Genomic DNA, 8,484 nt, shown 5'->3' on the forward strand with positions numbered 1-8,484 from the left:
TTTTAAGCACACTAACTATAATTATATCAAAAAAAGCCAATTTTCATGATAGAAAACTGCTTTTAGACCCTATATCAGCTTATTTTGTGAGATTTAACCTCTTCAACTAAAAAAAGCTGAGCAAGCTGCTCAACTTCATTTTCTTAATAATCTGGACGAACGACACCTGTAACTGTCTCACGTGTTGCTTCGACATCTTCTTCAAGGACAACCTTAATGATACGTTTAGCTTCTTCTGAAGTACATGCAACCAATGGCAAACGAAGTGGTCCAACTTCAAAACCAAGATGGTTAAGAACAGCCTTGACAGGTGCAGGACTTGGTACTGAGAAGAGAGCGTTAACTTTAGGAATAAATTTACGTTGGATAGTTGCTGCTGTCTTGAGGTCACTATTTTCAATAGCTTCAAGCATGGCATGCATCTCATCACCATTTGTATGAGAGGCTACTGAGATAACACCGTTAGCTCCAAGGTTCATAGCGTGGAAGGCATCCCCATCTTCACCGGTATAAACCAAGAAATCTTCTGGTTTATGTTCGATAAGGTAGGCCATATTAGCAAGGCTGGTACATTCTTTAACCCCGATAATATTTGGATGTTCAGCCAAACGAAGCATGGTATCAGGAGCCATTTCAACAACCACACGACCAGGGATGTTGTAGATGATAATTGGCAAATCAGAAGCATCTGCAATAGCTTTGAAGTGTTGGTACATACCTTCTTGTGATGGCTTGTTGTAGTAAGGCACGATAGCAAGACCAGCTGCAAAACCACCAAATTTGGCAACTTCTTTGGCAAACTCGATAGAGTCTCGTGTATCGTTGGTACCGACACCAGCAATTAATGGCACACGTCCATTAACGATTTTCTGAACAGCCGCAAAGAGTTCCAACTCCTCATCGTGAGTAAGTGTTGGACTTTCAGCTGTTGTCCCCGCCAAAAGAAGAGCTTCTGTATGGTGAGCCAAAAGATGCTCAATCAATTCTGGAAGCGCATCATAATTGATAGAGCCATCTTCGTGGAAAGGTGTAATAAGGGCTGTGATCAGTTTGACATCTCTTAATTGATCAATTGACATAATATTCTCCTTCAACCGTTTTCTAATCCTTTCCATTTTACCATAATTTTGACCAGACAGACAGATAAGTTAACAATTTTCTGAAAACGTGAGAACTGACTGTTTCAATATGATAGTCAAAACACAAAAAAACAGAGAGAAGTCTCTCTGCTTTATAGGATTCAGCTTGAATTTAGTATTTGAATACAAAACTAAATCCTTACTGATTCCTGAATCATAACGCAGTGATTGATTGGAACTACTCATGTCTACAACATTCGTACTTCCTAATCAACTGTGCGGGGGTTGGTATAAAAGCGAAGGAGAAATCAAACTCTTCGAGTTACTGATTTCTGTTTCGCTCCCTATTTCAATTCAAATTTCAATTCTGAAGTTGGGCGAACCAAGCCGCGTTCGTGAAGTGTTTCTGCGATTTGTACTGAGTTCCAAGCGGCACCTTTAAGGAGGTTATCTGAAACAACCCACATGTGGATACCTTTTTCAGCATCCAAGTCTTTACGGATACGTCCGACAAATGTATCACGTGAACCTACAGCATTAACGGCTTGTGGGTAGACTTGGTTAGCAACGTCATCTTCAAGGACTGCACCTGGGAATTCTGCAATAGCAGCTTTCACTTCGTCAATTGGTGCCACTTCTTTTGTTTCAATGTAAACTGACTCTGAGTGAGCTGACAAGACTGGAATACGTACACATGTTGCTGATACGGCAATGCTATCGTCTTCCATGATTTTCTTAGTTTCGTTTGTCATCTTCATTTCTTCGTAAGTGTAGTCATTTTCAGTGAAGACGTCGATTTGAGCCAAAGCATTGAAGGCGATTGGGAAGTGTTTCTTATCGCCACCACATGGCAAGATTTCAGCTTTAACATCACGTGGGTTAACGCCGTCATTCAAAACTTCTTTCAACTCACGTTGTGTTTCAAGGATTGCTCCCATACCAGCACCTGATACGGCTTGGTAAGTTGACACGATGATACGGTCCAAGCCCCATTTTTGACGAACTGGCTCAAGGGCAACCATCATTTGAATCGTTGAACAGTTAGGGCAAGCGATAATACCGTTGTGAGCATCAAGCGCATGTGCATTGACCTCAGGTACAACCAATGGTACATCTGGGTTTTGACGGAAGTATGATGTATTATCAACGACTACTGCACCAGCTTTAACGGCGTATGGTGCATATTTAGCAGAGGTAGATCCACCAGCTGAGAAAAGTGCAATATCTACACCTTCAAATGCGTCTTCAGTCGTTTCTTCGATGGTCACGTCTTGGCCTTTAAATTGCAAGACTTTGCCTGCAGAACGAGCAGACGCAAGGTAGCGAATGTTATCGATTGGAAGTGTTGATTCTTCCAACATTTTAATCATTTGAGCACCGACGGCACCTGTAGCACCGACAACAGCAACTGTGTATCCCATAGTAAAACCTCTTTCGGAATTTTCTATCAATTTAGTTTAGTGAATCTATTATACTACGTTTAAGCCCAGTTGAAAAGGGTTAAAAGGCCAAGAATAAAGAAAAGCCCCTACCAAATGGTAAGGGATAGGAGGCATCTTTCGATGAGAGTAGCAGGTTCACACAACTACTCAAGGTCCGCTCCTGCGTTACAATCTAATGTAGACCTCCTCAGCGCAAAAGGCTCCAAAGAGCCAATCGACTCATCGCATGTTTCTATTCTAGCATATTGAACGACAGAGTCAAGCTCTTGATTTCTATAAATACTTACTTGCCTCACGAATGCTAAGAGATGCCATTTGACTAGCATGTTGATCAATAAAAGCCCGAACCCAATCAGGATTTACCTTTGAGTAATTGCGCAAACTCCAACCGATAGCCTTATTAATGAAAAACTCTGTCTGCCCAAAGTTGTTACAGATAACCTCTGCTAGGAGAGCAGTATCTGTCAAATCTTTACGCATAAGCTGGTGGTCAATGGCAATACGTCTCAACCAAAAATCCTCATCAAGACTCCATTGGCGCATGATATTCTTGGTTTCTGGATAGTGAAAAGTAACCTCTCCGATGATAAGGTCCAATTGATCTATACTGTCCCACCATGATTTGGTTTGAGCCAATTCCTTTAGCTTTGGAAAATCTTCAGGTCTAAGCTCCTTCTTCTTTTTATCCAGATAATCCATAGCAATATATTGAAACTCACGGTAAGGTTGCTGCCAACACTCTTCCACAAAAGTCCAATCAATTGGATTTTTTATGAAAGGCTTAAAAAACTCTCTTTCAATCTTTTTGAGAATTGGTTTTTGAACGCCAAGAAAGCTGAATTTATTTTTCATATAAGCTTCCATTGCTGGGACTTTCGTTGAATCAGCTTGGTCTTCTAACAATTTCAAAAGAATGTTTGTATCCATATGATTTCTTCTTTTTTACATCAATGGTCCAATCAGAGAAAAGAGATAGCCACCTAGACGATGTGCTATAGGCATTTTTGACAAACTTTCCAGAGTGACTTCCTCTGAGAGCGCCTGGGTTTTCTCAAAATCTTGTTCTATGTTAAGCACTTCCAGATTTTTATAGAGATAGACCCCATCTTCAAAATTTTGATAGAGACTCCGGTAATCAGTGTTAATGGTACCTACCACAGCTTGTTTGGCGTCAGAAACATAAACTTTAGCATGGACAAAGCCTGGGGTATAACGGAAAATACGGACGCCAGCATCCAAGAGGACTTTAAAATAGGTCGTCGCAATATCAAAGGCATACTGTTTATCTGGAATCCCTGGCATAATGATACGAACATCTACACCTCGTCTGGCCGCAAAGGTCATGGCTCTGACCAATTCATCATCCAAAATCAGATAAGGCGTCATGATATAGACATAATTAGTTGATGTATTCAGAAGATGTAAATAAACATTTTCGGCAACCTTGTGGTAGGTCAGCGGTGAATTGCCATAAGGGAGTACAAAGCCCTGACTCTTTCTTTGTTGAGGTTTTTCTTGTAGATAGTGCTCCATATCCGTTTTATCTTCTATTCCAGTCACTGTCCACATGGTCAAAAAGAGAGCTTTTAGCGTTTGAACTGCTGAACCATCTAAGCGAAGGGCCGTGTCCTTCCAATGGCCAAAGCGTTCTCGTTTATTAACATACTCGTCAGCGATATTAACGCCACCAGTATAAGCAACTTGACCATCAATCACTGTTATTTTTCGGTGGTCTCGATAGTTGTAATAGGTCGATAAAACTGGCTTAATTGGCGAGAAGGTCTGAGCTTTAATACCAACCTTGTGTAACCTCTCGATATAATCGTAGGATAAGGTGGTCATCTCATTCATCCCATCAAACATAACACGAACGTCCAGTCCTGCCTTAGCCTTCTCCTCCAAGATGGCTAATATCTCTCCCCACATGATGCCTTCATCAATGATGAAATACTCCATAAAGATATAACGCTCTGCCTTTTTCAGATCCTCCAACAAGGCCGGAAGCATATCATCTCCAAGTTGGAAATAAGTCACTTTAGTATCTCTATAAATTGGAAAATGAGCAGGACTATGCTCCAGAAAATAAGCCAGTCTTTGCAGTTGCCTATCGCTATGAGGCAGATAGTCCTCAACCTCTGGCTCGGTAGCCAAATAGTCGGAAGTTTGCTGAGTAGCTTCCACAAGACGCTTTTTCAAACGTCTGACACCAAAATCAGCTAGCGAAAAATAGAGCAAGGCGGTCCCAAAAATGGGAAAGAGGGCAATGATGATCAACCAAGAAAGTTTGGAACGGGAGTCCATGGAACGATTGAGCAAATATAAAAAGGTAAAAACACTCAATAAGTGTTCCCATAAGATAATGGATGGGAAATGCTCTTGTAGGCTAATATATGAAAAGACAAGAAAGGCCAATTCTAGTAAGAAAAACAGGAAAATAGGTACCTTACGATTAAGTAGAATTTTAGCCCATTTAGACGGCTTCTGAGGCAATAGCCGGGCACTTATTTCTTGGGACATATAGGCTCCTTTAGTACAAAGAAATTAGCTCACAGTTCAGAGCTTTTTCTACGATTTTTCAATTATTAGTATCATTCTGGCGTGGGCAAATGACACAATCAATTTGTCGACTTTGACTAGACATTTCTAGCCTCCTACCGTATTTTCCTGACAGGACCATCTAAGGTCTTTTGCATCCAGACAATATCATGCCATTGCTCAAACTTGTAGCCCACTTTTGGAAAATGAGCAACTTGGACATAACCACGTTTTTCATGCATAGCAATGCTAGCCTCGTTCGGAACAGCAATACAGGCTAAGAATCGCAAAAAGCCCCGTTGTTCAAGTTCCTCTTCAAGAGCATCATAGAGCTGACTTCCCAGACCTCGACCACGGGCATCTTCATGCAAATAGATGGACAATTCAGTTGTCCAATTATAAGCTGTCCGGGCATAGTAGGTTGAAGCATAGGCATATCCGAGAACTTGTCCATCCTCTTCAGCGACCAGATAAGGGTAAGTTTCAAGGGTTTTATTGATACGATTCTCAAATTCTTGAACACTGGGAACTTCATATTCAAAGGTAATGGCCGTCTTCTCAACATAGGGTGCATAGATGACCTGAATAGCTTGTGCATCAGCCAAGTTGGCTGGACGAATGGTTAACATCATTTTCTCCTTCGACTTCATTATCTTTATTTTATACTATAAAAAAAGAGGGCTCAACCCTCTTCTTACAAAAATTGACATTACATCAATGGCGCCACTAGTTTGGTCAATAAGCCTAAGGCCTTTTGATGGAATGGAAGTTTTTCAACGTCAGTCGTGCTGACTCGGTGACACTGGTCTTTTGTCGCTTGGAAATCTTCCTCAATAGCAAGAACCGAAGAAGTCCTATAGAGATAGGTCGCACACTCAAAATGATGATATAGACTTCGGTAATCTAAATTAATCGTTCCTACAACAGCCCGACTATTATCACTTACAAAGATCTTGGCATGAATAAATCCAGGTGTGTACTCATAGATTTTAACGCCAGAGGCTAGCAGTGTTGGGTAGTAGGTCTTAGCTAGGTAGTAAGCTGATTTTTTATCAGGAATACCAGGCATGATGATACTAACGTCTACCCCACGCTCAGCCGCAAACTTGAGAGCATGGAGTAGTTCACCATCCAAAATAAGATAAGGTGTCATGATATGAACAAAATCACGCGCATGGTTAAGGATGTCAATATAGACATTCTCACCAACTTTATCCTTGTCCAATGGAATATCCCCATAAGGAACAACAAAGCCAGGGGTATCAAACGCCTTATGTTCAACCATATACGGCGTAACATCTAAAGTTTCGTTAGAATAGGTCCACATCTGAAGAAAGAGAACTAAAAAAGTATCAACCGCTGGGCCCTCCAGCATCAAGGCAGTATCTTTCCAATGACCGAAACGCTCAATCTTGTTGATATACTCGTCAGCTAAATTAACCCCGCCTGTGAAAGCAACCTTACCATCAATCAGCAAGATTTTCCTATGGTCACGGTAATTGTAATAGGTTGACAGGAAAGGGGTTACCGATGCAAAAACTCGAGATTGAATGCCAATTTTTTCCAATCGTTTCTTATAGTCAAAACTCAAAGTTGAAAATTCATTCATACCGTCATACAGGACTCGAACTTCCACCCCTTCTTGAACCTTTTGTTTCAAGATTGCTAGGATTTCACCCCACATTTCACCTTCACCAATGATGAAATATTCCAAGAAAATGTACTTCTCTGCTTTAAGGAGCTGTTTCTTCATTTCCTCAAACTTGGCTTCACCACTTGGGAAATAGGTCGTCTTCGTGTCACGATAAACTGGAAAGGAACCGTTCACATTTTCAAGATATTGGACCAAGTTATAGTTGCTGGTGTGACGCTGTTTAAGCTCTTCGAGGGCCTGATTATCTTGTTTCAGAATACCAGAACTGCGGTCAATATTGCTCTGAATAGCACGCTTCATCCCTGTGTAACCTATATCAAGTTTCGTATAAGCCAAGAGCAAGGTTCCGATAATAGGGAAAGGCAAGACTATCAGGAGCCATGTATTTACAGCCGTCGACTCCATATCACTTTGAAAGAGATAAATAATGGCCAGAATACGAAGGACTACTTCTGTAACTTGCAGGTGTATCCTATATTGATGCAACCAGAGGTAAGACATGGCCACAACAACAAGCTGCAGTAAGATGATTAAGAAGATAATCGTAGCACGACTAAAGATTCCACGAAGAAAGCCACGACGACTCTTATCATAAAGACGTTCAATTTTAGCTTCGTTTTTGATAGCATGACTCCTTTCCCTTTTTAATTAATCTTATTATAACCAAATTTGTAAAATTAAGCAAGACAGAAAAAGCCATCTATGTTAGGCTCAGATAAACACCACATTTATCTGAAAGAAACTAACATAAATGACCTATGCTCATCTTACCACAAACGATCTTGTAATGATAGAGGCTTATTATCAAGAAAACATAAAAGTTTTAGATATTGTGACTTCACTTGGCAGATCAAAACAGACAATCTACAATGTCATCAACTATCTGAAAGAGGGGCACTCTGCTTATGATTACTATAACCGATATAAAATCAATAAGAAACGCTGTGGCAGGAATAAAACCAGTCTTACGCAAACAGAAAAAGATTTTATCCAAACTCATTTAGTACAAAATTGGAGCCTTGATGTCATTAAAGGAACTTATCCAGATAGAGTTTCTTGTTCTATGAGAACTCTCTATCGACTAGCAGACCGTGGTATTCTAAAGAAAGAGGATCTCCCTTGGAAAGGCAAAAGAAAACCAAATGGTCATAGCGAAAAACGAGGAAAACAAGTGTTGCTCAGAGATTTACGTGAGAGAGCAGACAGTTATCCTAATTTTAAGACGGAATTCGGTCATCTAGAAGGGGATACAATTGTGGGAGAAAAACACAAAAATGCAGTCATTACCTTAGTAGAACGCTGCTCAAAAGCCATCATCACACTGAAAACCAATGGACGGAAAGCAAGTGATATTGAGGCCTCCATCAATCAATGGTTGTCTCAAGTTTCCAGTCATCTCTTTAAGTCGATAACTTTTGATTGTGGGAAAGAATTTTCTAATTGGAAATCTATTTCGAATGCACATGACATTGATAGTTTCTTTGCGGATCCAGGATGTCCTGGTCAACGAGGTCTCAATGAACATTCTAATGGCTTATTAAGACGAAATGGATTACCGAAACAAATGGATTTTACTAATATTTCTCAAAATTATGAGGCTGGGACAAAAGTCCTAGCCTCTCAATTTGTCTTTGGATTGTCGAGAAAGACGCAGTGGTTGAGTGGGCTCTACTACGCTGATTTCATCAGCTTTTACAGCCCTACTCAACTGTGCGGAGGTGGGACGACGAAATCGAATTCTAACGAATTACCGATTTCTGTCCCACTCTCAAGA

At 40.5% G+C, this 8,484-nt stretch carries 7 protein-coding genes; 1 reads left to right on the forward strand and 6 read right to left on the reverse strand.

What is annotated here, in order from left to right:
- Positions 1–143: 143 nt before the first annotated feature.
- The 6 genes from dapA to cls (H7U02_RS03500) all read right to left on the reverse strand — a co-directional run bounded on the left by dapA (position 144) and on the right by cls (H7U02_RS03500) (position 7,316).
- Positions 144–1,079 (reverse strand): 4-hydroxy-tetrahydrodipicolinate synthase, encoded by a 936-nt coding sequence (gene dapA, locus H7U02_RS03475; protein WP_048790454.1) that lies wholly within the window; start codon positions 1,077–1,079, stop codon positions 144–146.
- 344 nt (positions 1,080–1,423) lie between these two features.
- Positions 1,424–2,500 (reverse strand): aspartate-semialdehyde dehydrogenase, encoded by a 1,077-nt coding sequence (locus tag H7U02_RS03480; protein WP_060973253.1) that lies wholly within the window; start codon positions 2,498–2,500, stop codon positions 1,424–1,426.
- Between the two features lie 294 nt (positions 2,501–2,794).
- Positions 2,795–3,448 (reverse strand): DNA alkylation repair protein, encoded by a 654-nt coding sequence (locus H7U02_RS03485; RefSeq protein ID WP_038676220.1) that lies wholly within the window; start codon positions 3,446–3,448, stop codon positions 2,795–2,797.
- Positions 3,449–3,463: 15 nt separating this feature from the next.
- Positions 3,464–5,038: a cardiolipin synthase gene (gene cls, locus H7U02_RS03490; protein ID WP_045768600.1), complete on the reverse strand. Its 1,575-nt coding sequence runs from the start codon at positions 5,036–5,038 to the stop codon at positions 3,464–3,466.
- A gap of 134 nt (positions 5,039–5,172) precedes the next feature.
- Complete coding sequence (locus tag H7U02_RS03495) at positions 5,173–5,685, reverse strand: GNAT family N-acetyltransferase (protein WP_037611427.1); 513 nt, start codon at positions 5,683–5,685, stop codon at positions 5,173–5,175.
- 80 nt (positions 5,686–5,765) lie between these two features.
- Entirely contained in the window at positions 5,766–7,316 is a 1,551-nt protein-coding gene (gene cls, locus H7U02_RS03500; RefSeq protein ID WP_171968077.1) for a cardiolipin synthase, read from the reverse strand.
- Positions 7,317–7,461: 145 nt separating this feature from the next.
- On the opposite strand from cls (H7U02_RS03500), the gene H7U02_RS03505 reads away from it, so the two are divergent.
- Positions 7,462–8,484: IS30 family transposase (locus H7U02_RS03505; protein WP_260318343.1), on the forward strand; the 1,023-nt coding region annotated here is incomplete at its 3' end.

The organism is Streptococcus sp. 3.1 (assembly GCF_016648915.1).
Lineage (GTDB): Bacteria > Bacillota > Bacilli > Lactobacillales > Streptococcaceae > Streptococcus > Streptococcus salivarius_E.